The sequence below is a fragment of the Aporhodopirellula rubra genome (assembly GCF_014192335.1).
Classification (GTDB): domain Bacteria; phylum Planctomycetota; class Planctomycetia; order Pirellulales; family Pirellulaceae; genus Rhodopirellula; species Rhodopirellula rubra.
Window position 1 is genome coordinate 289,129 of sequence record NZ_JACHXU010000002.1, and the last position, 24,395, is coordinate 313,523.

23 protein-coding genes and 1 other RNA gene are annotated in these 24,395 nt (G+C 56.3%); 7 read left to right on the plus strand and 17 right to left on the minus strand.

What is annotated here, in order from left to right; all coding sequences use genetic code 11:
* Positions 1-116 precede the first annotated feature (116 nt).
* The 15 genes from FHS27_RS03535 to FHS27_RS03605 all read right to left on the minus strand — a co-directional run bounded on the left by FHS27_RS03535 (position 117) and on the right by FHS27_RS03605 (position 13,399).
* A complete protein-coding gene (locus FHS27_RS03535) occupies positions 117-908 on the minus strand; it encodes a hypothetical protein (protein ID WP_184301755.1) in 792 nt (263 codons plus the stop codon).
* On the minus strand, positions 908-4,444 hold the full coding sequence (locus FHS27_RS03540; RefSeq protein WP_184301758.1) for a phage tail tape measure protein: 3,537 nt from the start codon (positions 4,442-4,444) through the stop codon (positions 908-910). The genes FHS27_RS03535 and FHS27_RS03540 overlap by 1 nt, the downstream gene beginning before the upstream one ends.
* 238 nt (positions 4,445-4,682) lie before the next feature.
* Positions 4,683-5,183 (minus strand): hypothetical protein, encoded by a 501-nt coding sequence (locus FHS27_RS03545; RefSeq protein WP_184301761.1) that lies wholly within the window; start codon positions 5,181-5,183, stop codon positions 4,683-4,685.
* Between the two features lie 22 nt (positions 5,184-5,205).
* A complete protein-coding gene (locus FHS27_RS03550) occupies positions 5,206-5,619 on the minus strand; it encodes a hypothetical protein (RefSeq protein WP_184301764.1) in 414 nt (137 codons plus the stop codon).
* A gap of 27 nt (positions 5,620-5,646) precedes the next feature.
* Positions 5,647-6,204, minus strand: a complete 558-nt coding sequence (locus FHS27_RS03555; protein ID WP_184301767.1) for a hypothetical protein — start codon at positions 6,202-6,204, stop codon at positions 5,647-5,649.
* A complete protein-coding gene (locus FHS27_RS03560; RefSeq protein ID WP_184301770.1) occupies positions 6,201-6,644 on the minus strand; it encodes a hypothetical protein in 444 nt (147 codons plus the stop codon). The genes FHS27_RS03555 and FHS27_RS03560 overlap by 4 nt, the downstream gene beginning before the upstream one ends.
* Positions 6,641-7,012: a hypothetical protein gene (locus FHS27_RS03565; RefSeq protein ID WP_449224076.1), complete on the minus strand. Its 372-nt coding sequence runs from the start codon at positions 7,010-7,012 to the stop codon at positions 6,641-6,643. Before FHS27_RS03565 ends, FHS27_RS03560 begins: the two co-directional genes overlap by 4 nt.
* A gap of 5 nt (positions 7,013-7,017) precedes the next feature.
* Positions 7,018-7,308, minus strand: a complete 291-nt coding sequence (locus tag FHS27_RS03570) for a hypothetical protein (protein WP_184301775.1) — start codon at positions 7,306-7,308, stop codon at positions 7,018-7,020.
* Positions 7,309-7,312: 4 nt separating this feature from the next.
* Complete coding sequence (locus tag FHS27_RS03575) at positions 7,313-8,260, minus strand: hypothetical protein (RefSeq protein ID WP_184301778.1); 948 nt, start codon at positions 8,258-8,260, stop codon at positions 7,313-7,315.
* Positions 8,257-8,862: a hypothetical protein gene (locus tag FHS27_RS03580; protein ID WP_184301781.1), complete on the minus strand. Its 606-nt coding sequence runs from the start codon at positions 8,860-8,862 to the stop codon at positions 8,257-8,259. The genes FHS27_RS03575 and FHS27_RS03580 overlap by 4 nt, the downstream gene beginning before the upstream one ends.
* Before the next feature lie 14 nt (positions 8,863-8,876).
* Entirely contained in the window at positions 8,877-9,224 is a 348-nt protein-coding gene (locus FHS27_RS03585; RefSeq protein WP_184301784.1) for a hypothetical protein, read from the minus strand.
* 8 nt (positions 9,225-9,232) lie between these two features.
* Entirely contained in the window at positions 9,233-9,562 is a 330-nt protein-coding gene (locus tag FHS27_RS03590; RefSeq protein ID WP_146459085.1) for a DUF2190 family protein, read from the minus strand.
* Between the two features lie 63 nt (positions 9,563-9,625).
* Positions 9,626-11,641 (minus strand): phage major capsid protein, encoded by a 2,016-nt coding sequence (locus tag FHS27_RS03595; protein ID WP_184301787.1) that lies wholly within the window; start codon positions 11,639-11,641, stop codon positions 9,626-9,628.
* On the minus strand, positions 11,613-13,106 hold the full coding sequence (locus FHS27_RS03600) for a phage portal protein (RefSeq protein WP_184301789.1): 1,494 nt from the start codon (positions 13,104-13,106) through the stop codon (positions 11,613-11,615). The genes FHS27_RS03595 and FHS27_RS03600 overlap by 29 nt, the downstream gene beginning before the upstream one ends.
* A 68-nt stretch (positions 13,107-13,174) precedes the next feature.
* Positions 13,175-13,399, minus strand: a complete 225-nt coding sequence (locus FHS27_RS03605; protein WP_246419051.1) for a hypothetical protein — start codon at positions 13,397-13,399, stop codon at positions 13,175-13,177.
* A 378-nt stretch (positions 13,400-13,777) separates the two neighbouring features.
* Between FHS27_RS03605 and FHS27_RS03610 the strand changes: the two genes are divergently transcribed.
* Positions 13,778-18,667 (plus strand): phosphorylase family protein, encoded by a 4,890-nt coding sequence (locus FHS27_RS03610; protein ID WP_184301792.1) that lies wholly within the window; start codon positions 13,778-13,780, stop codon positions 18,665-18,667.
* Between the two features lie 243 nt (positions 18,668-18,910).
* On the opposite strand, the gene FHS27_RS31505 is transcribed toward FHS27_RS03610, so the two are convergent.
* The gene (locus FHS27_RS31505) at positions 18,911-21,169 is read right to left on the minus strand and encodes a terminase gpA endonuclease subunit (RefSeq protein WP_184301794.1); all 2,259 of its coding nucleotides are present in this window, start codon (positions 21,167-21,169) and stop codon (positions 18,911-18,913) included.
* Entirely contained in the window at positions 21,159-21,365 is a 207-nt protein-coding gene (locus FHS27_RS03620; RefSeq protein WP_184301796.1) for a hypothetical protein, read from the minus strand. Before FHS27_RS03620 ends, FHS27_RS31505 begins: the two co-directional genes overlap by 11 nt.
* A 274-nt stretch (positions 21,366-21,639) precedes the next feature.
* Here FHS27_RS03620 and FHS27_RS03625 point away from each other — a divergent pair, with 274 nt between their 5' ends.
* The 6 genes from FHS27_RS03625 to FHS27_RS03650 all read left to right on the plus strand — a co-directional run bounded on the left by FHS27_RS03625 (position 21,640) and on the right by FHS27_RS03650 (position 24,387).
* Positions 21,640-22,497, plus strand: coding sequence for an amidoligase family protein (locus FHS27_RS03625; RefSeq protein ID WP_184301799.1), 858 nt, complete (start codon positions 21,640-21,642; stop codon positions 22,495-22,497).
* Positions 22,498-22,803: 306 nt separating this feature from the next.
* Positions 22,804-23,079, plus strand: coding sequence for a hypothetical protein (locus tag FHS27_RS03630; protein ID WP_184301801.1), 276 nt, complete (start codon positions 22,804-22,806; stop codon positions 23,077-23,079).
* A gap of 72 nt (positions 23,080-23,151) precedes the next feature.
* On the plus strand, positions 23,152-23,361 hold the full coding sequence (locus tag FHS27_RS03635) for a hypothetical protein (RefSeq protein WP_184301804.1): 210 nt from the start codon (positions 23,152-23,154) through the stop codon (positions 23,359-23,361).
* Positions 23,362-23,520: 159 nt separating this feature from the next.
* Positions 23,521-23,775, plus strand: coding sequence for a hypothetical protein (locus FHS27_RS03640; protein ID WP_184301807.1), 255 nt, complete (start codon positions 23,521-23,523; stop codon positions 23,773-23,775).
* Positions 23,776-23,780: 5 nt separating this feature from the next.
* An RNA gene (locus FHS27_RS03645) (hammerhead ribozyme type II) lies at positions 23,781-23,851 on the plus strand.
* Positions 23,852-23,880: 29 nt separating this feature from the next.
* Positions 23,881-24,387: a winged helix-turn-helix domain-containing protein gene (locus tag FHS27_RS03650; protein ID WP_184301809.1), complete on the plus strand. Its 507-nt coding sequence runs from the start codon at positions 23,881-23,883 to the stop codon at positions 24,385-24,387.
* The last annotated feature ends 8 nt before the right edge of the window (positions 24,388-24,395 follow it).

The window sequence follows — 24,395 nt, forward strand, 5'->3', positions numbered from 1 at the left end:
TGGACCACCTCCGCCTGGCAGTCGATTGCGATGCGAGGCTTCCGCAGCAACGAGCAGACGGTTGTATTCAGCGGCGGTGATCGCGAACTGATCGCCTGGTTTCACGCGTCGGGTCATCAGTTGATTCCCAACACGTTGAAGTTTCCTCCGTGATAGACCTGCTCAACGTAAGCTGCCTCAGGAACTTGCAGCACGCGATCGCCGACCACTTTCTCGCCGTGCTTGACCCACAAGTAGTCCCAACCTTGCTTCGTGATTCCGGTGATGTTGCCAACCGTCATCGCGAACTCGTTCGGTCGAGCGGCGAAGTGGTAAGTCACGTCGACCCAGTTCTGTTCGTCTTCGCCGCCTTCGCCACCAAGGAACAGAGCTTCACCGGGAGAGAAGATCGACCACGGCGTCGAGTTCACTCGCCCGGTCATCGCAACCATGGCGAGCAGATATCCCGTCGAAACGAACTCAAACTTCTTGCGAACGGAGAATTCAAACGCAGGGACAGTGATGTCAACGCCGGCGACGCCAGAATCGCTAACGCCGATCGCACCGTGATAAACGGGGGCTACGATCCCCGGCGCGGAGTAGATGCCACGAGTCTGCAGCGATTGATTCAGATGGGTTGTCGCTCCGGTTGTACTGAACGAGACCGGATCGAGTTTGGTTTTGTTGATCGTGACGCTAACCAAAGCGTGCTTCTGGTTAATGAACTCCGAGTCGATTTGCAGATACGGAATCAGGTCCTTGTGATTCGCCTTGTAGTATTGATACAAAGAACTCGCAGCGGCAGCCGGATCCACAGCCCCGCCGTTCGTCGCGACGTAGGAAGTGAAATCGGAATGCAATTTCCCCCGCGACGCCTTTTCGGAGAGAGCCGCAACCTCAAAGTTGTATCCACCGGTTGAGAGCGACATCAGCTAAACACCAACCCTCCCGACTGTGAACGTTCAACAAGTCGTCGAGTGTTCTCGGCAGTCTGGATGATTGCCCGCTTCATGTCCTCACTGAATTCGCCACCGGACATCGCAGGCAGTTGTAGCTGCGACGTGCTGCTAGTGATCGCGGAGTCAAACGCAGCGAGTGAACGCCCGACGGAAGCGAATGCTTCGGTAATTGCAGCAATGTCGAGTGTCGGCGCGGTTTCGAGGTCAGACCGACTTTCGGAATCCAACAGATCGGGCTGATTGTTAGCTTCTTGCAAGTCGACCGTCGCATCGCTTTCGTGAACGATTGGCGGATCGACTGATTGCGAATCGGTTTGCACCGAGACACTCGGTGGATTCTGCGCCGGCGACTCGATGTTGATCGGTTTTTGGCTGATCGCGACCGAAGGCGCATTGACCTCCGGAACAACCATCTGGGGCGCGGTGACATCGGGCGTGTCCGACGCAGGTAACTTGACGTCGGGTATCTGAACATCAGGCGAAGCGATAGCCGGATCGCTCGCAGCATTCACGACGACATCTGGCGCGGGCACAACGGGTGCGTCCCCCGCGACTACTTCGACGCTCGGAGCATTAACAACGATGTCGGCAACGTCGTTTCCTGGCTCGCCAATCGGGTTTGGCTCGTTGGCCTGCTCAGGCTGCAGTTTCAATTGTGGCGCGACGATGACTTCGATGGGATCATTCTCTGCCGCAATCGGATCGAGTTTCTTGAGTGGTTCAGGAGCCTTTTGCGGAATCGTCGACGCTCCACTGCCAAGTCCCAAACCACGCGCATCAAAATTGCCGGCGACTTCGGTGCGGTCGGTTTCCGGACCGTTTGCGAACTGGTCCATCGCCGCTTGAGCGTCTGGGTTCAGGTCGAGACGGAGGTCTTTTGCATTGGGAGGTTGCAGCTCGGGATTGTCGATGCCGGGCAGATCGACGCCGGGAATTTCGACTGCGCCGGGCTCAGGCATTTTGGGCGGAGCGACCGGAGGTTCCGGGGGAGCAGCGTCGTCTGCATTTGGCGCAGCGTCCGAAGGGGGCGTCGCATTGTTGGCACGTTCTACGGCAGCATCAAAGTCGGCCTGAGCGGTCGAGATTTGCTCGTCGCGTTCTTTGCTGCGATCTTCAGCCGTGGGCCGCTCTGCTTCGCGTGCGGCTTTCGCTTCCGCTCGCATCTGATCGAGCGTGCGTTGCACCCCGACCGTTGTGTCGTCGATGATTTGTTGACGATTGGACTGCGCCGCGTCGTTTTCGCGAAACTGTTGCTCCTTGGATTGGTCAACAACCGCGTTCTTCGCGTCGGTCTCTTCGTCGATCGCCCGCATATCAGCGTCGATGTCCTGCCCCTCACGAGCCTTGCGACGGGCGTCGAGTTGTGCGGCGATGCCTTTCTGCATTTCGACGCGATTGGCCTCGATCTGCTCCTTTCGCTTCGATCGGCGGCGCTGACGCTCGATGATCGCTTGCTGACGTTGTTGTTCTTCCGCAGCATCGGCCGCTCGAGTGTCAGCGTCAATCTTCGCCATCTCGACATCGACATTGATGTCGTCGTCGAAGAGGCCTTTGAGTTTGATCCATGCTTTCTTGAGGAATCCAACGGTTGAATTCCACATCGACTTCACTTGGCCGACGAACACGGTCCAGGTGTCGGCAAGGTAATCGACGGTTTCAACCCATGCGTTCTCAACGCCGGCCAATGCGTTGATGAGCACTCCGCCGATCTGTACTGACACATCGCCGGCGATGTCAACAAGTTCGTGAAGTTTGAGAAACCCTTTTTTGAGGAACCCGATCGTGTTGTTCCAGCCTTTCTGCACGGCAGACGTGAGAATCGTCCAACCATCGGCCATGAAACCGAGCGTGCTGTTCCAGACGCCAGCGAGTCCCGACAAGGCACCAATCAGAACATCCCCGATCGCGTAGGCGGAATCAGCCCACACATCAGAGATATATTGAGTGAAGTCGGCCCAGAGGCCTTTGATGTAGGTCATCCCTTTGACCCACTGGAGTTTCAAATACGTCCACAGGACCTCGGTGGCCGCAGTGATGTCGCCGGCGGCCAGTGCATTGGCGATCGCACCGAATGCGGCGAGGGTATCAGCTTTGAGTGTCTCGAAAACACCTTTGAGATACTCGACTGCCTGGCCGGCGATCCCAGTTGAATAGAGAAAATAGCCACCGAGCGCGGCGACTGCCGCGACAACGAGGCCCAGCGGCGTGAAGAGAAGTCCAACGGCGGAGACGATCACGCCGATCGAAGCACCGATGAATGAAAAGATCGACGCGAGTCCACCGACTGCGAATGATGCAACGGCAGCGAACGAACCGAGGGCGAACAATGCCGCGCCGATCGTGAAGATAGCTACGGCGCTCGCCGCAGCGATCTTCACGATCTTTTGGTTCTTGTTGATCCACTCGATCACTCCTGACGCCGCGCGACTGAAGGCTTGCACCATCGTCGTGACGCTGCCTTCGAGCGATTCACCGATGGCGATCGCGACTCCCTCGATGGATGATTTGAGGATTCGGAACGCTCCGCCGAGTCCGCCTTCCATTTCTTCAGCGGTTTTGCCAGCGATGCCGCTTGCCTTTTGCAGTTCGGAATACAACTCGCGGGTATCGGAAACGCTCTTCCCGATCGAACTGGCCGCGGTGATGCCGAGCAGTCCGAAAACCTCGTTCAGTTTCTCAGCTTTTTCGGCCGTTCCCATTTTCGCGGTTGCTGCAGCGACTTCGCCAAGAATATCGACGAGTGATCGAGCGTTGCCCTTCGCGTCCTTGGTTGTGACGCCAAATGTAGTTTTGAACTTCTCGCTTTCGGCGGCACTGATCGTCAGCAACCGTCGCATTGCGTTACCGGCAGAAGAGCCCTGGATGCCCATGTTTCCGAGCGTGCCAAGGATAGCGAGCGTCTCTTCGAGGCTCATGTTCGCGTCGGCGGCGACCGGGCCCGCGTAAGACAACGCCTCGCCGAGAGATTCCACCGTATTAAACGACTTGTTTGCGGCAGCGGTCAGGCCATCGGAAACTCGTGTCGCTTCGCCAGCTTCCATCCCGAACTGGCGAATCGTCGCAGCCATGATCCCAGAGGCCTGCGTTGCATCCGTGCCAGTGGCACGAGCCATGTTCATCACGGCGGCAGTCATCTTCTCGATCTGCTCCGGTTTGAATCCGGCGCGACCAAGTTCGGTCATCAAAGATGCGACTTCGCTGGCAGAGTAACTTGTCGTTGCTCCGAGCTTCTTCGCGGTGTTGCGAAGTGACTCAAGTTGCGATCCAGTCGCCTGGGTGATCGCAGCGACGCCCCGCATGGCGTCGTCGAAGCTGGAGAAGATGGCGACGCTGCCGGCCAGTGGTGCCGCCGCAGCCGCCCCGAATCCCATCAGTTTGGTGCCAAGCAACCGCGTCGACGCACCGAACGATTCCAGACGCTTCTGAGCCGACCGCAAACCCTTTACAAATGCTGCATCCTTGGTCAGCAGTTCGACGTAGGCGGATCCGGCTCGGACTTGGGACATGGAGAATCGTTCTCACGGGGTTGGAATCGTGTGCCAAGCAGATGGGCGACTTGTTCAACAGTGGCTTTCACCGGAACGGACCGCGTGACTGTGTAGGGATTGAAGTCATCGGGCTTGAACGGTTTCCGGCGACGCTTTCGATCGCGATTGATTTCGGCAGTCAGCGCCATCACGCTGCTGGCGATGTGCCAGTCGTGCTGGCGTTTCGCTTCGGCCATTTGGACAAGCTGTCGAAGCGTCAGTGGTCCGGGGTCGACTCCGATGATGCCGGCGAGTCGGATGATGAGTCGCTCAATGTCGGCACCGCGAGTTTGCGCTCTAGGTCCTCCACAATCCGGTCCACCAGATTCGGATCGTCCAGTCGCTGCTCGATCGCCGCCAAGCCCCGCGTCTCGATCATCTTCTGCTTGTCGGCCGCCTTCCGCAGAAGACGGCGACGGGACTCCGGGAAGTACGCGACCAACGCATCGACCAATGCCTTGCATGCTTCGTCGATCGAGTCGCCAGCCAGGCCCTCGGCGAACGACTCGTCGTCAACGTCTTGTTGGTCAGCTTGTGGTTTGCAGATGGCGAACAACACATCGCCCAGCAACAATGGGTCGCTCGACAACCGAGTGACCAGGTCACCGTCGATCGCGTCGAGCAATCGCACGTCGGTGAGAGCCTTCACGCGGCGAAGCGTGGTGTTGTCGATATCGACGATCCAGACGCGACCGCGACGATCAATGAATTTCTGCATGGAGTTCCATTCCGAGGATTACTTAGGGCGTGCCGCTACCGACGTTCATGCCGCTGCCGGACGATGATTGGGTTGGTTTCAAGGTGACGTCGGCCGACACGACTTCTTCAAGGTTTTGATTGACATTGAAGTTCATGACTTCACATGTCAGCGTCAGCGAGCCACCGGCATCAGAAATGCCAACGTCTGTCGGCGTTCCGCTGCTCCATAAACCTTGCAGCATCCCGAACGCGGTGTCGCCGTTCTTATTGAGCACCGTGAATTCGATGGACGCGTCTTTCAGAGTGCCGACTGTGGCTCGCCAGCCGTTGTTGTCACGAGTCGATGCGTCGGCCTCGGCCTTTTCGAGATTGACCGTCAAGTCTTTGACGTTCTTGATCTCGGCCCCGTCGATGGTCAGAACGGCATCGAGACCGAGTTTCACTTCTGCTGACATGTTTCGATTCCATCCTGGGTCGAGAGACTATTTCACCGAGTCGCGCCAGAACTTTGGCAGGCGAGCTTGGTTGGCGATGAGGGCTGGTTTCATGAACGGGCGTTTCGGATAGCGTCGTGGCTTGCCGGCTCCACGTCGTTCGTTCTCTTCTTCGATCAGTCGTGTGGCTCGGTTGGCTTGAGAGACCGTCAGCAACTTGATGCGGGCGAACTTGCCGGGCTGTTTCGCTCGGATCGGACCGTGCTCGCCGACGCGAAACCGATGTCGCTTCAGTTTGCGTCGCTTGGTAACAACGCCACCGAATTCGTGCAGGTTCCATAACCGGCCAGCGATTTCATTCACCGGACCGATGACGGCTTCTTCGCGTTCGCGGTCCACCTCGTAGCGGAGTACGCGACGAAGCATTCCGGTCGGCGAACTGGGCGGAGATCCGGGGTTGGATGGCTTCTTGCGTTTGCGGATGGATCGTTTGGCGGTTGTCCGGACAGTGCCAGCTGCATGACCGAGGCTTTTGAAGGTCGCTTGGTTGACCTTCTTTTTCAGTTGGCCCGGTGTGAAATGCACGCGAGCCCGAATGTGCATCATTTCGCCAGCTCAAACGTCAACGAAAGCAGACTCGTGAATTGGTTGAACTGAGTCCAATGCTCGGAGGAGTACAGGACGGAGTTTTCAACTTTGATACAGCGGGCCGCCACGAACGAATTGAGTCGTTTGAGCCGGAAGTAGTCGGCCAGTTCTTCGACAAAGAACACCAGCGGGTCAATCTCTTTGGCATCGCCCTTGCTGAACTTCTTCTGAACTGCGACGTCGATTGTCGCGTGATACTTGTTCGACGCACGATCGAGCGGCAGGTATTCAACCTCGCGAGGTACAACGGTGACCCGCAGTTCCTTCATGTCTTCGAGATCGAAGTTGGGGACGTAGAGTCGCTGCGCGGAGAGGTTGGTCTTGCTGAAAGAGCCGGCGTTGATTTCCGCGACGACGCTTTCGGCAATTTGAATGACGGTGGCAGGCGTTGCTGTCATGTGATCGTGTCAACCAGTTTGGTGTGGATGCGGAGTTTGACGCGAAAGGGATCGCTGTATCGCCATGGCGGCTCATTCCCGATCGACATCAGCTCGTAAACGAAGGTCGTGTCGCCATCGGTTTCAAGGATGCGATCGCCACGTCGGGGCCAAGTGCCGATGTCCGATTGCAGCAAGTCCTTCGTGTTAATCAGAAAGTCGCGGACCTGAGCACGCGTGATGACACCGTCACCGTCGTCCTGTTCGTATTCCGACTTGCCGATCGTGGCGGTTAACTCGACGGAGACATCGTCGCGTTGATAGACCACGTCTTGCGAGGCATGCTTGGTCAGCTTCTCAGCCAACCAGGACTGCCCGCGATGCAGCATGTCGGTCACGATTTGCGTGCCGCTGGTTTCGCTGGGGCTTTCAACAATGTCGATGCCTTATCACTCAACTCGTCCAGCCACGCTTCGTTGGATCGCCGTTGGTACTCGCTGGCGATCGCATCGGATTCCTCCTGCAATTGCTGCTCACGCAGATTGACTGGAGTTGCTGGCGATTGAAAGGGATTGAGAACGCTAGCTGCCTGATTGCTGTCCTTGTCACGCGTTTTCGATGGCAACAAGGCGACGGCAATCAACAGCAACACCACGACGGTTGCGATTCCGGTTAGTAACGTCATTTGCTCACATACCTCGCTTGATGAGAATGAATCCGAGTAGAAAGACGGCAAGCACGATCATCGCGATGGTTGCCAGTTCGCCTGCCGATGCCCAAAGCAAGGCATTGCGAGTTTCGTTCGCCCTGTCGAAGAGAACGTCACGCACACCATCGCGATCTCGGTTACCCGGTCGCCAGCCGTCGGTCGGTTCAACCGGACAGTACCCGTCGGGGCAGTCCTCGGAGTTGAGTTGCAACTTCGGCGAGATCGCGTCGTCCCACGAATAGCCTCGCGTCTTCAGTGCGCCAGTCTTTTGGGCTTGCCGAGTCTGTTGGTAAAGTTGATAGCCCTGGTGAAGATCGGCGTACAACTCAGCCGCCGTGGCCGGCAACATCGTTCGGCCTGCCGCATGAACGTGTCCGCCTGTGTTGTCCTGAAACAGCACGACAGGAAACTGTTCGACGGGAACAATGCTGGCGAATCGCGTTTGATAGAGTGCATTTCCAGACGTGTAGACCTGGAAGTCACAGTCCGTCCGTAGCTTATACAGCTTCGGATCATGGTTGAACCAATCGAGTAGTTGCTTGCTCTTCGCATCACTGCCGATAAACAAGGCGATTTGATACTTCTTCTTTGATGGTTGAGGTTGCGGTGCTGCGACCGGCACCACGGGTTGTGGAGCAATCGTCGGTGTGTAGATCGTTGTCGGCTCGCATGTCGGACAGATCGAAACCGACTGCTGTTTGATCTCGCCTTGAGCACTCAGGTTTACTGACTGCGGCTCGTCAAGCTTTTCGATCCTGCCTACGCGCGGAGCAGGCGGCACGGCATTGGGGACACTCCAAGCATCGTCGTCGGGCTGGACGGTTGGACACGGACGAAGTGCCGTGAACACGGTGCCAAGGAGTACGGCGTGAATGATCGCCAACGCGACGAGCCCCAGGCTCAATCGAATCCGAATTCCATCGTTCATTGAATCACCTCATAACTTCGATAGGGCAGGGAACTGGCTGGGTCGTCGAGGACCGTGAGTGCGAATCCGCCATAGCCAGCCCAAAGGCGAACGAACTGTTCGCGTGGCGTGAGTTCAAACCGGCCGGGATAGTTGTTGTCGAGAATCGCTGCGTATTGCCGTCCGTCCCGATTCACCCAGCCGACGAAAGTGCAACAGTGGGCTGGCTTCCACCACAGAATCGCTCCGCGTCGTGTCGCCGTTGCCCAATCGAGAAAACGCGGGTCGGCTTTGATCGTGTAGCTGTAGTCGATGTCGGCCGCATTGAGTCGGCTTCGCAAACGCGAGTCATATTCACCGTCGCTGTACGTCGACCGCCAACGTTCGCCGAGTTCAAACTCGTTGAGCCAACGCAAGTGATTAACCAGCGACGCGTGAACGCAACTTCCTTGATTGAGTTTGCCGGTCCAATTGCGTTGATGCAGCTTGTTGGGCAAGTTGGCCGCGGGTTGCTCCGGCGCGGGGGCTGGAAGCGGACGCACCTGGATTGGTCGCTCTGGCAAACAACCGCTCGCCAGACACAGGACGCACGCGGCAATGATGGCTCGCAGTGTTGCGTTCATGCAGTGAGTGCTCCTTAACTCTTGAAAATGACCCATAGGATCGGATTGATTTGTTCGACTGTCGAAACGAAGCGAATGGGCAGTCCACACATCACTTCCGGCTTCAAGTAAAGCGGCTTGGACGTGTTGAAAAGTTTGCTGCCCGTTGTGGACGAGCGAACGTAGTAACCGAGCTGCACGATTTCTTCGTCTGGCAATAAAGCTTGCACCCGCCACGTCGCTTCAGTCGAAGCGACGGCGATGCAGAAGCACGTTGCGAACGGCGATGCCCTAAGCCACTGGCTGGTCTTGCGGTCGTCGGCGAACACGAGACGTTCGATCGCCTTGGCCCGGTCGGCCGTTACTTGGCTGATCGACGCCATGACCACCCTTATTGACTCAGTCGAACGCGGACGGTCGGTGTGTTGGTGCCAGCGGAAAGCACGGCCTTGCCGAGCAGCTTGTTGCCGGTCGCAGTCGTCACCGATTGGCCAGCGGTCGCGTCCCAGTACACCTTGGCACCGGCCGACACCGAGATCGCGGGATCCTTGGCGACGTCAAAGACCCCTTCGACGCTGATTGCGCCCAGCACGTTGGCTTTGATGTCGTGTTTGGTGATGCCGACCAGTTCGCCTTGAACGACGACACTGCCGGCAGGGAGGTCGGCGTCGGGTGTGTAGTCGACCGCCGCTCCCTCTTGAACAAAATCTGCTGCGGACATGAGAACCTCAAACGAGAATGGATGGTTTTGTTTCGACGACAGGCAAGATGCCTATCCCACGGATCACGCTTCGCCGGTGACCTTCACTGCGGCGCGGTGATCTTGAGAATTCACACCGAAGTCGATGTAGGAGCGGAATCCCATGCCGAGCATGTTCGGAGGCATTTCGACTCGTTCGATCACCGGCGTGCGACGACCATTGAGGAAAACGATCTCGAACGCAGGCAGGATGTTTGGGTTGGCGAACAGAAACCAAGCCTTGCCGCTCGCGCCGGTGTAGTACGAGTCCGACAAATGCGGGGTGCTGATGACGCGGTACTTGTTGCGGTGCGGGTTGTCGACGGGAATCTTGGTCGGTGAGCCCTGAGCGTCGATCATCAACTGAGCTGAACCCATCAGCAGTTCCGCCTCGGTTTCCAGCTCGACTGGAACGACCAAGTACTCGGGCCGAATGTTGATTGGCTTTTGATCCTTCGGCTTGTTGCCAGGGCCAGCCTTCTGTTTACGGAACGTGGTCTTGGCAACGGTCAAACTGTCCGGCCCGAACTTCGTGTCGGTCCCAGTGAGCAAGTTGCCATTTCCGCCACTGAAGAATCCCGCGTTCTTGAGCAGTAGTGTGAAGAACAAGTCGTCGATTGACTCGGCACCCGAGCGTCCCATTTGACGCGGGATGTCCATGAAAGCCGACAAGTCATCGTTGATGATGTCTTGCCGAGTCAGCATCAAGATTTGACCGTAGGTGTCCGCCTTGTTGCTGTACTTCTGCTCGGACAACTTGCCGTGTTTCAGTTCACCGTCGGGAGCAACTTGTTCAAACCCGCCCGTTCCGAGCAAACGGTAGCGTGAGACTTCCTTGAAGTCGGACACGGTGCCGACGCTACACAGATCAAATGCAGCGATCGGCGTGTTGGTGTAAGCCGCCAGCAGCGTCTTGTTCATCACGTTTTCGAGGATGCTCGGCAGGCTCATCGTTGAGAACCCAGCACGGATCGTCGCGGTTCCGTCACCAAAGACACGCGGTACGTCGATGCCTTCCATGCGAGCGCACTCTGCGACCAGCTCTTTCAAACCAATGTTTCGCATCGGATCAGCCTGGTTCAAGGTGCGTTCACCATAGCTGGCAAGCAACGTTTTTTCGTCAATACCGACCGACAAACATGCCGCGGCTTCGAGGATTTCGCGAGTGAATCCGGGTTTAGACGTACCTGACTCAGGAGCTTTCGGTCGTTCGCTTCGCAAAACAGTCAACTCCGTTTTCGTGACACTCCATCCTTGTTCAATCGCATCGGCCTCGATTGACGCGTGTTTGTTGTCACACACCTTGCGAATCCCGGCGATGCGACGCGACTCGGCCGCGGCCTGAGCCCGCATCTCGGCAACCGGCGATGATCCTTGATTGGATTTGGGCTTCGGCTTCGTGCTCATGTTCAAACTTGCGTTAACGGGTTCGAGGTCGTCGGTTTCTTCGTCCGTGTCGGTTGATTCGTCGACGTCGGCGTAGTTGCCAGCGGCGACGCGGGCCTCCGTATCGTCGTCGGCTCCGAGAGCGACGAACGAAACCTCGCCGAGCGTTGACTTGCGAGCGACATAGACCGGCCCTTTGAACTCGCGGCCGTTGGCGTTCGCCGTTTTTCCTTCAGGGATGAAGACAACCTTATCGGCACTCGCACCCAGTGAGGCTTGCCAGGGAAAACCGTTTTCACTGGTCGCGATCACTTCCTGAGCCGTCGCACCCACGCCCGAAATCACGCCAGCGACTTCGAGCGACTTGTCAGTGATCGCGATGTCGTCCGTATGCCCAACGATGCTGCCACGATCGTGGTCTTTCAGAATCGGACGAGACTTCCGAGTCACACGCAGACCGGCTAGGTCAACAACGACCGGATATGGCCAACCGCCAAGCCGCATTGCACCACCGGTGTAGGCGGTCATGGAGAACTTACGCAGCGAAGGCTTGCCCTCTTCCGGCGTCTCGGCGGCAGCGAGCGTGATCGTCGCCGCGTCATCACAAACGATTCGCAGCGAACTTGGGACGGATTCGGCGTCGGCTTCAAGCGGCGCGTGCTGTGTCTTCGGCATTGTCTTCCGTGACCTTGGTTGAGGATTGGGGTTGAGTTTCATCGCTGGCCGACAGACCAAGCTCACGCATCAGCGACACTTCTTTGGCCCGCTGTTTGAGTTCCGTCTCCCAATCACGCCCCTGCCGCGCGAATTCGATGGCCAGAGTTGTCGTATGACTGGCGAGACGGATCTTTTGAGCATTGGCCTCTTTGGCGGGATCCACATGCTCGTGACCATCCCAGAACCATTGATGCTCGAACGTAGAATCGAGTGTGCGAAGCGAATTGGGCAGATAGCCCTCGATGAGAATGGCTTCGCGAAGCCAAGCACTCAACAAGCGATCCAGTACGACGCGAGCGAGTTGGGTTTGCTCAACTCGGATCGACTTGAAGTAGGTTTGGTGATCGAGACGCCCTGACGCGTAGTTGTATCCCGAAGAATTACCGGCGGCGACGTTGAAGGGCATATTCAAACAACGAGCGATCTCGTTGAGAATCTCTTTCTTAAACTCGGCGTACGTCGTACTGGGCTGCTCCGACTTCATCTGAGCCATCTTCCAGCCGCCGGGCATTGTGAGCAGCATTCGCTTCTCAAGTTCGATCGGCTCGAACGGCTCGGCGGAGTCGGCTTCTCCATTCGCCGGAGCGTCGGTGTACAGGATGCCGGCGAACTCGGCAGCAGTTTCGGCGGCGGCAAGTACTGCCAATGTGAAGCGTCGCAGTTGCGCGAATAGAGGCAACGCTGGCGTGATGTCGGGAATGCCGCGAATTTGTCCTGGTCGATCGCAGCGAAAGTAATGCAGCACTGCAGCGGCCGGCACCGTGTCGAATTCTTCGTCGATCGTGAATGTCACATCGCCAGGATGTTCACGCAGGACGTCGTAAGTGATCGGGTTTCCGTCGTCATCAAACTGAATGCCGTCGATGTATCGCGAGCGGTCAGCAACCAGTGTTGGTGAGGCAACTTGGTCCGCCTCGATCAATCGCAGATCGAGTTTTACTTTTGCGTCGATTCGCTCGTTGCTAGTCAGCAACCCGAACGATTCACCGTCCGAAACACGAGCAAGCCGCATCGTCCGCAGCTTTTCGGCCAATCCAACCGCCTCGGCCCACCCAAAGAATTCCGCCTCGACGAAACGATTCGCGGCATCGTCCGGTGTCAACATTTGCAAACGCGGCCCGGTGCCAACCACGTCATTCGCCAGCGTCAGCGTGATCCCGCGAGCGTAACTGTTGTTGGCAACCTCGTATCGCGACCGATTACGAAGCGTACGTCGCACGTCCGTGCTATTCGCAGCCGCAGCCGACAATCCGTCGGCACGCGACCAATGTTTCATGTTGTCGAGAGTCGTATTCGCGGCATCGTACTTCGCACGAAGCCGCGAAAAGAAGGGCTGCCGGGATGAGCGTCCCGGCGCGGATGAAGAGCGGGAAGGCCCACCACGCCATGCTTGCTCGATAATCCCTGACAACATCTTCAACATCCGTGTTGTAATCCTATTGCCTTCCCCGGCAGCCCTATGCACTTCGCAAAACGGAAAGAAAAGAAAGATCAACCAGCCGACGGCGGCACGAACTTGTTAAAACGCAAACCACGATTCGGCTTACGAACCGCGTCCTTGCCAGCGAGATGCTTGTCCGCAGCGATTTGCTCAGTCAGCTTGTGCTGTTCAACCGAACCGGCATCGCCAAACGCTTTCGCCGGCCCCGATGCGTTCTCGCGAATCTCGTCTTTGAGGTCGTCTGGCATTTCGTCGTAACCATGAGGTGAAACCAATGTCTCTCTCAGGGTTACTTAGGCGAAGCGAGTGGTAGGTAAACCAAAAAATGTGCTGCGAAACGAGCATCCTCCTCTGGTATCTCTCGCGAGGAACCACAATTCGCGTCCCAAAGCGTCGCTAAATGACACCCAAAGTCCGAGAACAGTAAGAATGCTCCGGTGTCGGCCGCCGGAGCGCGCAATGAGGCGGATCCCGGTGTGTTGGATCATCTGTGCCTGCGATTCTGTTCCTGTAAAACGCATTGCGAAATCTTGTCGTGCGAACGTCTTTTCCGGATGACGTTGACGAGTGGCGATGGGGATACCGACAAAATCTGCCGTCGGTGTTACAGTTGCATCTGGCAACTTGAACTTCGTTGGGGAATCCAGACAAATATGTCAGACACGATCAAAATCGAAGAAATCGACGGTCGTATCGATTTCGCCGTGCTAACGATTAGAGATGACGAATTCCGTGCCGTGCTTGATCGGTTCAAGCCGTCTCGCACCGTGCTGGGTGGAAAGCTTATCTATGAATTCGCGACTCTCACGAACCGAATTGGCGAGGAAATCACCGTTGTTGTTTCGCGGACAATAGATCAAGGTCATGGTGCCGCTCAGACTCATGCACACAGCATCATTAGTGACCTTTCTCCGTCTTGGTTGGTTCTTGCGGGAATTGCCGGTGGTTGTCCGGACAAGGAATTCACGCTCGGCGATGTGCTTCTTGCGAGCCGTCTAATTGACTTCTCGGTTACTGCAGCAATACAAGACGAAGGCCTAGAGTTCAGGACGACTGGCGGTCCCATGCACCGGGACGTTGAACGCCTTCTTGGTTGGTTACCGGCAAAAGGTGACACTCTTGGCCCATGGAATTCCAACGAATCGCTCAATGCAGCGAAACCACGGATCGAACTGCCCAGTTCCACTGAAGATACGAGCTTGTACGGTCCGACCGACTTCCGAAAAAAAGTGCTTGACGCAATAGAACACCATTTCCCCTCGAATGGCGATCTGCGGCCGCCGATTTTCCGGCCAGATGTACTTGCAACTTCAAACGTACTCCTCAAGCAATACGAATTGCTTGAGGAATGGAAGAAGGCAGCACGGCAAATCTCTCATGTTGAAATGGAGGCAGGGGGTGTATACCACGCCGCCCGCCACGGAGGCGAGCACGAGATTCCGCTACTCTGCGTCCGCGGGATCAGCGACATCGTCGGATATAAACGCAGTGGTGAGTGGACAAACTTCGCGTGCCAGTCGGCTGCCGCACTATTCCAAGCGTTACTCATCCAGTTACCGAGAGATGTTTGGGGTAATTCACTGTCTAACAGTCGGCAAATCTCGGTCGGGCCAGAAAGTGCTCGCGAGAGTACGATGCCGACCGTGGGAGCTATGTCCGCCGCATTCAAGCAGTCGTCGCAGACGCTGATGTCAATGGTAGTTGACGATGACGAGCGAATCGAGCGTGTCGAAGAAAATGAGATTGAATCCACACTTAATGAAAAGACAACAGCCTTACTCCTTGGTCCACCGGGTAGCGGAAAAACGTGCCTTCTCGCAAAGGTAGCGCAAGATGCGACTGATCGCGGCCTTGTCACGTTAGCTTTGAAGGCGGATATGTTCCCGCATGATCTTTGCTTTGGCGAATGGGGGAGACGAGTCCTCGATTTGGATGTCGCTTTGTTTGACGCCGTAAAGGCAGTGTCTACAAATACATCCGTGTTGGTCGTTGTCGATCAACTCGATGCTCTTGCGAGTACAGTTGATCTTACGTCGAGTCGGCTGAACGAAATCGTCGAGTTTGTCGCCCGATGTTCCGAGCTACCAAATGTGTCTGTTCTTTGTTCGTGCCGCGACTTCGATTACACGTATGACACTCGTTTTCGCCGGCTAAACTCCAAGACAATCTCGCTCGCTCTTCCTACGTGGGAAAGTGTCTCCGAACGTCTCACCAGCCAGGGCATACCCAACGCCAATGATTGGTCGGACGAATTCAAGGAAGTTTTGCGAACTCCTCAGCATCTCGGTGTATTTCTCCGAAGCTACTCCGATACTGGGAATGTGTCGCCGTTCGACTCTTACCAAACAATGCTCGGTGACTCTTGGTCACGCGCCGTCGTGTCGAATGAGGAGCGACAACTGCTCCAAGACCTGACGAAAAAGCTAGTAGCGACCGAGTCAATTTGGACTCCCCTCGTAAGTTTTCAAGAGTGTTCGTCAACAATCACAGCACTGCAGGCAAAAGGCATCTTGCGTACAGAAGACCAATCTCTTGGTTTTGCACATCAAACTCTCTTGGAGTATGCGAAGGCACGGTTCTTCACGGAGTCTGAAGTTTCGCTCTGCACGTTCGTATTGGAGTCAGGACGGCAAGATTCCGTTTTAGTGAGACCAACGGTTTGGTCCGTGCTTACATATCTACGTCGTGCGGACGAACGCCGCTATCGCGAAGAGATCGAACGTCTTTTTTCCAGCGAACTGCGGTTGCATCTTCGATTTCTTCTGATTGATTTCGTGTGCCGTCAAGACAAACCCCATGAGTTTGAAGTTGCCTTGATCGGAGTGCGACTCTCGCAACCGGACGAGCGTACTAGAATCTTGATCGCGATTCGCGGCAAAGAGCGATGGTTTCGTGCATTTCATGCAACGCACTTTCCAGATATCATGCGACTGGAGCCTTACGATCAATGGCCGATGGTCGCATTAGTATCTGAGTCATGGGACTTCGCCTTTTCCGAGTGCCTCAAGCTTGTCACTAAACATTGGCTGCCGCACGAAAAATTTGACCAGCTGACACACCGAGTAATTCGTGAATGCGGACGCTGGACCGGCGAGACAATTGCAGTCGTAAATCGACTCATTGATCGCGACAACTCGGACGAAGCACCATATTGGATCGAAGACCTTGTAGCGACTGTTTCCGCGAGTGCACCAGAAAAAGCGGGAGCACTCTTCGTTCGTGCAATGACGAGAATCGAATCGAACTTAGATGCGTCCGATCGTTCCCCAAGCCGCTATGACAGTCCAATCGAGCGATCAAAGGGATGGTACGACTTACCAGAAATCGCGAAGGCGTCGCCGTCAAGCTTCTTGTCTGATGCATGGCCATGGGCTGTCAAGGCAATTCAAAAACACCATAAAGAACACGTTGGATCGGTGCTTTATTCGTACGCTGGGTATTGTCTGGCGATGGAGGAGAACGAATGGCGTCGTGAGTCGTCTGTCCTTACGGCGATAGACGCGGCAATTGATGCGGTATCACAGGATGATCCAAAACAATTCATCGAGATTACTGAACCAACTTGGCGATCTGAAAACGCCGTTGTCCATCGACTCATCTGTCGCGGACTCGTCAAATGTGCAAGATCGCATCCTGGCAAGTGCCTTGATTACCTACTCGGCGATCGCCGACGAATGTCCGTTGGACGGTACGCCGAAACGCGTCAGTCAGACTCCGTTGCTGTAATAAAAGCTATTTACCCTGCATTGGACAAATCGGAACAGACGCGTCTTCTTAACGCGATCCGAAGTTGGTCAAAGTATAGGGATGATGTAGACCAATGTGAGGATCAAAAAAAGTGGGACCGCGAAGACCGGCTTCATTTACTAAGTGCGATTCCTGGCAATCTGCAGTCCCCTGAGCTAGCGAGTCAGATCGCAGACGAAAAGATAGCGATACCAGAATGGGATCGGGAGCGAATTCGGTCGCGTAGTGGGTTTGTCCGCCAAATACCACCAATGACAACCGATGAAATGCGATCGGCTAGCGATGCAGAAATCGTTGATGCGTTCAGTAAGCCTACCGTCGATCGGTCTATGCGAGAGAGGAAGGAAATTGATGGCGGATGGGAAGAACCTGGTGATGCTACGGCATGCGAGGGTGAGCTCGCTGAGTTAACCAAGGAGAACCCACGACGTGGCATGGCGATTATGCGAACACTCGCGAATGCCGGGCGAGTTCAACATGTGGGGCGTGCGTTTCGAGCGCTTGGTGAGTCGGATATTGCGTCACAGGACATATTTGATTTCATCGTCGAGATTGAGCCGTACGGACGGACGTCTGAGGATTTCCGATACGACGCTTCTTTTATGCTCTACCATCGGAGTGAGCGCAAGATCGGACTGCCAGATGAAATATGCGATTTGCTCGAAGAGTGGCTGCAAATGCCATGGGATCATGAGTCAAGCACTTTGGTCAAAAGTGACCCGAAGCCCTGGGAAGGAAAGGAGACTATTCTTTGGGAGCGGACTGGCGGCATCTTGGATACCGACAAGTCATTCTTCACTCTGATGGCACTTACTGCTGGCCTACTCGATGGAACCCCACCCGATTTCGACGAATGGATTCGCGTGTTAACTGAACATCTGAGTCGAGAAGTCTCATCGTCAACATGGCAGACGTTTTGTCCGGAGCTTCGCTGGTTGAGACTTGAGACTTGTGATCGTGACGATGCTCGCACGCTGTTGACGACCGTTTTTTCAAAATTTCCAAGTCTCCCAAGGACTGCGTCAGGTTTGCGTTTGATTGCTTATGTGAGTGATCTTCTTGAAGAAACCGAAATGCAGACGCAGTTGCGTTCTATGCGGAATTCGGACGATGCGTTGACGCAGCAAGGCTACGGTGAGTTGCTGACTGTACTCGCGATGCGGGAGGACGAGCACAGATGGGCAAGCGAATGGCTAGATGCTGAGCTTGCGAGCGTATCAGGCAATGCTGCGTTAGAACCGGTTGCAGTTGGCATCGGATTTGCCGCTTCACGTCTTTGGAGCGAACTTGACCAACCAGGCAAAGCATCATCCATACTCGTCCAGCTGTTGCGTTCAAGTAGCGAGAAAGTCTGGCATGCCACTGGTACTGTATTCTGGATGAGCAAATCCATAGAGGCCGGAGAGCCCACTGAAAAACTACTTGGTGCGTTTGCAAATTACCCCCTCGCTCTCGATGCGCGTGCGACCTCGGAAATGCTTGAGCATGCCTGTGCAATCCTGCCCCATTGTCGTTCCGCAATTCTAAGAGTCTGCCAAGCATTGGTTGAGACTCGGTATGAAGAACTAAAACAAATGGGATTTGACGCATACACCGTTGGACCATCACTCGTGGAGGTTTCAATGACGCTTCAGCGATTCCAGGACACAAGGTCCGGTGGGCTCGCATTGCTAGAGAACCTGCTTCGAGCTGGCTTAGACGATGCAGATGCCGTTCTTGATGAAGTTGACCTTCATCCAAAAGGAACGAAAAGCAAACCCCGACGCCCGCGACGAAAAAGACGCCGCAAGAGCTAGTCCCCATGATCGCGTCAACAAATAGGGATGAGAGCATTCAAAATGCTTCGGGTTCATTGTCCGACTCAGATTGGAGAATCATCAAAGCGAGCGAGGTTCGGCAACTTCCGGCGTCCAATTGAATCCGTGAACTCTACATGGTTTGGAGACTTAAGCGTTTTTTGCGATGCACCGCCAGAACGCACCGGTGGCCGACGCCGGAGTAATTCAGAATCGGGAATCGCCTACCGAAAACGATTTAGATCATCCCCTCCGCCTTTGCTGAAGTTCCTTGAAACTAACTCGTCCTCGTCGAATTCCAGCCCGATTGTCTGTGCCAAACAACAACGCCCCTTGCATCGACGACGCGACGGCGGTGCCGACTAGGCAGTCGAGCCAGTGGTTGTCAGGTTGCTCGGGGCGGGCTTTCCATTCGTCGACGGTTCGGCCGCGGCCTTCGGTTTTGATGTAGTACTCGGCGGTGATTTGTTCGGCGAACATTCGGTGTTGCTCGGTACGGTCTCCGAAGATGGAGAGGCAGCCTCGGTCGCCCATGGCGACCGCGAGTCGTGCGTGCGTGAAGGACTTCCACCAATTTGTGTCGTAGATGACGTGGCGAATGGCTCGCTTGCCGTGGACCGAGGGTACTCGCCAATTGAGACCGACGCGATCGCCGGGCCGGCGTTTGTATTCGCTGAATGGACTGGACGATGCGCCGACGAAACGACCGTGCGAGGGAAGTAAGATTGAGGCGTGTGGGCTTTGTCGGCAGAACTGGTAGACGACGTTGGTGGAGTGGCCCCAGTTGGCGTCGATGAGGCAGCGTTCGATCTTCATCGCTGCGCCATCGTCGCGTTGCCATTCACGGCCTAGCAAGTCGGTGGTTAGCTTTTCCATGCCGGCGTAGAGCGAACCTTCGAGACCCGTGCCTTCGGTGGCGAGTGTGTGCCGGGCGTCGCGGAGCGTGAAGTAGGAGCGTTTTTGGTCGGGGAATGAACCGTAGTCGACGATGTAGCCAGTGAAGTCATCTTCCCAAGCGGCGACGACGTAGAAGAGCAGTTTGCCTTGGACGTCGATGAATGCGGTGAGGTGATTGGCGGCGATGGGGATACAGCACCGATCCATTCCGTTGATCTTCTTCGCGACCTGCTCGGCGATGAGTTGGTCGGCGTCGACCGTTTCGGCGGGCAGCGGTTCGTTTTGGTATTCGGCGAAGAACGCAGCTTCGTCTTGAAGCTTCAAGTTCATCGCGTGTTGGATCGCGGAGAGTTCGTCGTGGTTGAAACGTTCTTTCCATGCGACGTCGGCACCTTCGTCCATCGCTGTCTTGTTTTTGCGATAGAACTCGGTGCCCGCCGCTCCGCCATCGCCGGCACGCAATCCTTCGGCACGGATCTCGGCGTAGCGTTCCCACAAAGTTTCGTTGGTGGGAAACGAATTGACCATTCGCGTTCGCGAGCCGTTCCATTCGGGATGCTTGTCGCGGTCGAGAATGCTGTCGGCCATATCGCCAGGGCGAATGACCGTGCACGGCATGATGCCGGAGATCTTTTTGCCTGGGCCGGCGAGCCCGAGTACCGCGCCAGCGAGGATCGCTTCGCGGTTGGCACACTGTGATAGCGAACGAGCGGACTCGTCGGTTTGCGGGTCGTCGAGCACGACTAGGGACGGCCGAACGGTTTTGCCGTCGGGGCGTTTGAACTTCATGCCGCGGATTCGGCCGGTCAGGCCGGCGACTTTGATGATCGCGCCGCTGGCTTTGCTGCCTTCGATGCTGGGCAGTACGACTTCTTTGGCGGTCCAGCCGATTTGCGTGCGTTTACCTTGGTGCAGTTGTCCGTTGGCTCGGTTGGCGATTCCGTCGAGGGCTTGGATCGGAAAGCAGACCTCGGGGTAGTCGGCCAAGAGCAGATCGTTGCCGTCTAGTTCGGTCTTGATGGATTCGAGCATGTCGCAGGCGTGACCTTCGTCGCTTCCGATCAAGCATACGAAGTCACGATAGCCGTTGAGGACTGCCCAGATGCAGGCGACTTCGGCCAACGAACTCTTGCCGCTACCTCGCGCCATCGCCAGCGAGAACAAACCGCCTCGAACGACGGCTTCCTCGATCTTGTTGATGACGGCGATGTGGTCCGGAGACCAAGAGAGATGGAACGTCAGCGAGAAGTAGGCTTCGCAAAAGTACCGGAAGCTGCCGGCGGCTTTTGCTTTGCGTTCCGGATCGGCGACCGGCGGAAGCTCTCCGATGTCGCGACCGGCGAGTGACTTCGCTGCGTTTCGTTCGCGCGAGTAGTCCTTGTGTTTTTCGTAGGCATCGGTGTCGTCGGCTTTGGGGCGGTGGCGGTCTTCGATCAACAGGCCAGCGAACTTCAGCAAGTGAACGCTCTTGCCGTCACCGATGCGATGACCTGCGCGCGTGCGATAGCGATGGAGTTGTCTTTCGTTGATGACTTCGCCGAGCGGTGTGCTGTTGAGTAGTCGGCAACACTCGCTCGGTCGTAGCTTCGCTGGGTCAAGTTGCACGTCGTGTCTCCTGGAGTAGCCACGCCACGTAGGCGACCACGTTGAGCGTTCCGTCGGCGTTCGTTGGTGCGCCGGCGGCAACGTCGGCCTCGATTTGCTCGGGCGTGATTCGCGTTTGGTAGGCGTTACTGATCGCCGTCGCGGCGTCTTTGATCGGCAGCGAGTTAATCGTCACTGATTTGCGTTTGTCTTCCATGACGGCTCTTGATTTGAGGGCTTCGCGACACGCCGCACACGTTGGCGACTGTCGCAAACGTTTGCATGTTTGGCATGGTTAGCCGCATGTTTTTGCACGGCACGTTGGGCCAAAACTGGCCGCGTGTTCGCGTCTGAAAAAACATGCGGAATCATTCAAAACGTTGGGCTGACTTCGCTTGATGTGTTCCGAAACCCATGGCTCATGTGTCACACGCGGCCGGCAAAACGCCACGCGAAACACAACCACCTAGCCACCTTTCGGAGACACAACCATGCACGCCAACGACATCGCCTTCGGTATCGAAATCGAAACTCACCTGCCCGGAAACGACACCACGCCGATCGGCGGATACCACAACGGGTTGCCGGTCGCTTGGCTGCCCGAAGGCTGGAAAGCAGAACGCGACAGCAGCATTCGCACGCCGGTAGGACGCAAGAACGCCGAGTTCGTATCGCCTATCCTTCGCGGATACGAAGGACTTCAGAACGTAGAGCGAGCGGTCGACGCGATCAAAGCACGCGGAGCTCGGGTCAACGAAAGCTGCGGCCTTCACATCACCATTACTTGGAACGGCGACGCAGCGGCCTTGGCTCGGCTGATAAGCCTGATCGGAAACCACGAGCGAGCCATCTACGCTTCGACGGGTACCAAGCGACGCGAACGAACTACCTGGGCAAAGCAAATCAAGAGCTACGGCAACAAGGACGCAGCAAAACGAAACTGCGAAACCGACCGCTACCACCTTTTGAATTTGACGCACCTCGCTCGCCGCCGAAACCGGATCGAGATTCGAGCCTTCGCCGGCACGCTCAACAAAACCAAACTGCTCGGCTACATCCAAATGGTATTGGGATTGGCCGAGTTGGCTTTGACGACGCGACGCTGCAGCGGCTGGGACTACACCAAGCGGCCTGGAACCAAGAGCTGCTGGGATCGCAACGGCGCGGGCGAAGGCGAAACGGAACTCAACCGGCTTTACTACCGCCTTGGCTGGACCATCGGCTGGCGTAAAGGAGCCCTTCGTACCAAACGATACGGCGAGCTTTCGGCCGGCGAACAAACCTGCGACTGGAAACCGGTCAAGAAGAAGCTTTTGCAAATGGCTCGTAAGTACGACCAAGCGGTCTAAACGGCCGGCCAACGTCTTTCCCTCCACGCCGCGGCCTTCACCGCGGCTTTTCTTTTGCGCATTCGTTTCCTTCAAAACGTTGGCGTTTTCTGGCGCACGTGTCGCGTCGTTCGCATAAGTAACCCTAAGGGGCCGAGTGTTTCGATGACGCCGACACGAGGCCTTTGTGGGGCACGTCGGCGAGATCAAGAAACATGCAAAAAGACTGCATTTTGCAGGGCGAATGCGATTGCTGTCTCTCGAAAACCATGGCTCATGTGTGTCATCGCAAGACGAATTTTCCTTCCTACCAACGGAGACCCAACGATGACGATTGACGCCCTGATCGAACTGCTGAGCGAGTACCGCGAACAACACGGGCCAGATGCCGAAGTGCGTTTGATGACGCAAGAGAACTGGCCCTTTGAAAACCGAATCGCTGGCATCACGAGCGGCGCGGAGATGAACGAAGCGAGCGAGGAAGACCCCAGCGAGTACTTCGACGACCAAGACGTCGCCGAAGACGCGATCGTCTACATCGTCGAAGGCGGACAGATTTGCTACGGCAGTAAGCGAGCCTGGGAAACCTGCCGCGATTGCTAGTCGCCGACCTTGCCAACGCGGGCTTCGCTCGAAGCCCGCTTCCTTTCCCTTTTTTAACCAAGAGACATAACCATGGCCAACGCCAAGATCGAACACGCCTACACCGCCGCGCACATACAAGCCCTGACCTTGCTCGAAGACCTGCACGAATCGGTCGAAGACTTGCCGGCACCAGGCAGCGAAACCGCCCCACTGAATTGGGAGCACGTCGGTTCCTTGCAGCACCTTTGCGAACAGCTCCGCGAACTGAAGGAACATTTCGGGAAAAACTTTCGAGCATGAATTCGCCACACGTTCGGGAGTTATGCGAGTTCTGGAAAAACGTTGAAAAACATTTCCAGAACTCGCCGAGATTTGCTTGATGTGCTTTGAAAACCATGGCTCATGTGTCTTAACGCCCAGCGGCAAAACGTAACGAACCTTTCCACCGGAGAACAAACCATGGCCATGAACGAAACCCAAACCGCCCGCGCCGAAGCCCTTCGCCCGCTCTTCGCAAACATGGACCCACACACGGCCCAAGAGATTCGCGAAAGCTACTACCGCATCGCCGAGAACCTTCGGCCTTTGGTGAACGCCCTCGAGATCGCCGACCTTGACCACGGCGGTCCGGCCGGCCCGCTGCTCGAAGAGCACTACATCTTTTGCGAGCTGCTGGAAAAGCTCGACCAGAGCGTTTTGGGTGCGGTCCTGTAAACCGAAGCCGAAACGCCAGCACGGAGGCTTGGCGTCGCGGCGGGTGGTACCCGTCGCCTGACGATGGCAGCCAACCACGAACCTTTCCCTTTCGGAGAACGAACGATGAAGAAGGCAGACGTAAAAGTAGGCGGCGAGTACTACGCCAACGTGACCAACAAGAAGGTCGTCGTACGAATCGACTCGACCAACACGGCCGGCGGCTGGAACGCCACGAATCTTACGACCAACAAAAAGGTCCGGATCAAAACGGCTCAGCGGTTGCTCGGTAAAGCACGAGCGACGACATCGGCCAGTGCGGCCGGCGAAACGCGAGCCCCCAAACGAGTCGCAAAGAAAACGAACGGGGCCGACGCGGGGAGTGTGGCGGCGACGGCCGGCGACAAGAAGCTTTCGTGTATCGAGGCGGCGTTGAAAGTCCTGGGCGAAACCGAGGAAACGATGAACGCCCAAGAAATGATTGCCGCGATGACGGACGCCGGCTATTGGACGAGCCCCGGAGGCAAGACGCCTCACGCGACTTTGTACTCGGCCATTCTTCGCGAGCTTTCCAAAGGGGAAGACAGCCGTTTCATCAAAGTCGAACGCGGTCGCTTTGCCGCGCGAGCGTAGGGGGATCG